The sequence below is a fragment of the Pseudomonas sp. 1 R 17 genome (assembly GCF_900067035.1).
In the GTDB taxonomy this organism is placed as follows: Bacteria; Pseudomonadota; Gammaproteobacteria; order Pseudomonadales; family Pseudomonadaceae; genus Aquipseudomonas; species Aquipseudomonas marginalis.
Genome location: NZ_FKLB01000055.1, coordinates 1 through 516, shown reverse-complemented (window position 1 = coordinate 516; position 516 = coordinate 1). Strand labels below are relative to the sequence as shown.

Below are 516 nucleotides of genomic sequence, written 5' to 3'. Positions count from 1 at the left end.
GAGGTTGCCCTGACGGTCGTAGGCATATTCAACAAGGCTGCCGTCGGGCAGGGTTTTTCTGACGAGGCGTCCGGCGTGGTCTCGCTCGTAACGGTTAACGAGCTGACTTCCATCGTCACCGTGTTCGGTCTTTTCCTGCAGGTTGCCGTTGAGGTCGTAGACGTAGGCCGTACGCTGCCCATCAAACCTGGTTTCCTGCTGGATCAGTCCGTTGGGATGATAAGCAAGTCGGTAGGTCTCGCCGACTTCGTTTTCGATCTCGGTCAGCAATAACCGCACGTTGTCGTAGCGGTACTTGACCTGAGTGCCATCAGCGTTGATGCGCCGACTGATCAGGTGCAACCCGTCGGCGTATTCGTAGCGGGTGACATGCCCCAGCTCATCGCGTTCGGCGGTGATTTTGCCGTAGGGGTTGTAGCTGTATTCCCGACATGCACCGCCTGGTAATACGACGCGAACCAAGCGACCCACGCTGTCCCACTGATACTGGGTCAGCGCGCCATGCTCATCCTCGCG

At 58.1% G+C, this 516-nt stretch carries 1 pseudogene; it reads right to left on the bottom strand.

Annotation, left to right across the window (positions count from 1 at the left end):
• Positions 1-516: pseudogene (locus BFP99_RS19660) on the bottom strand (RHS repeat protein); the annotation flags it as partial.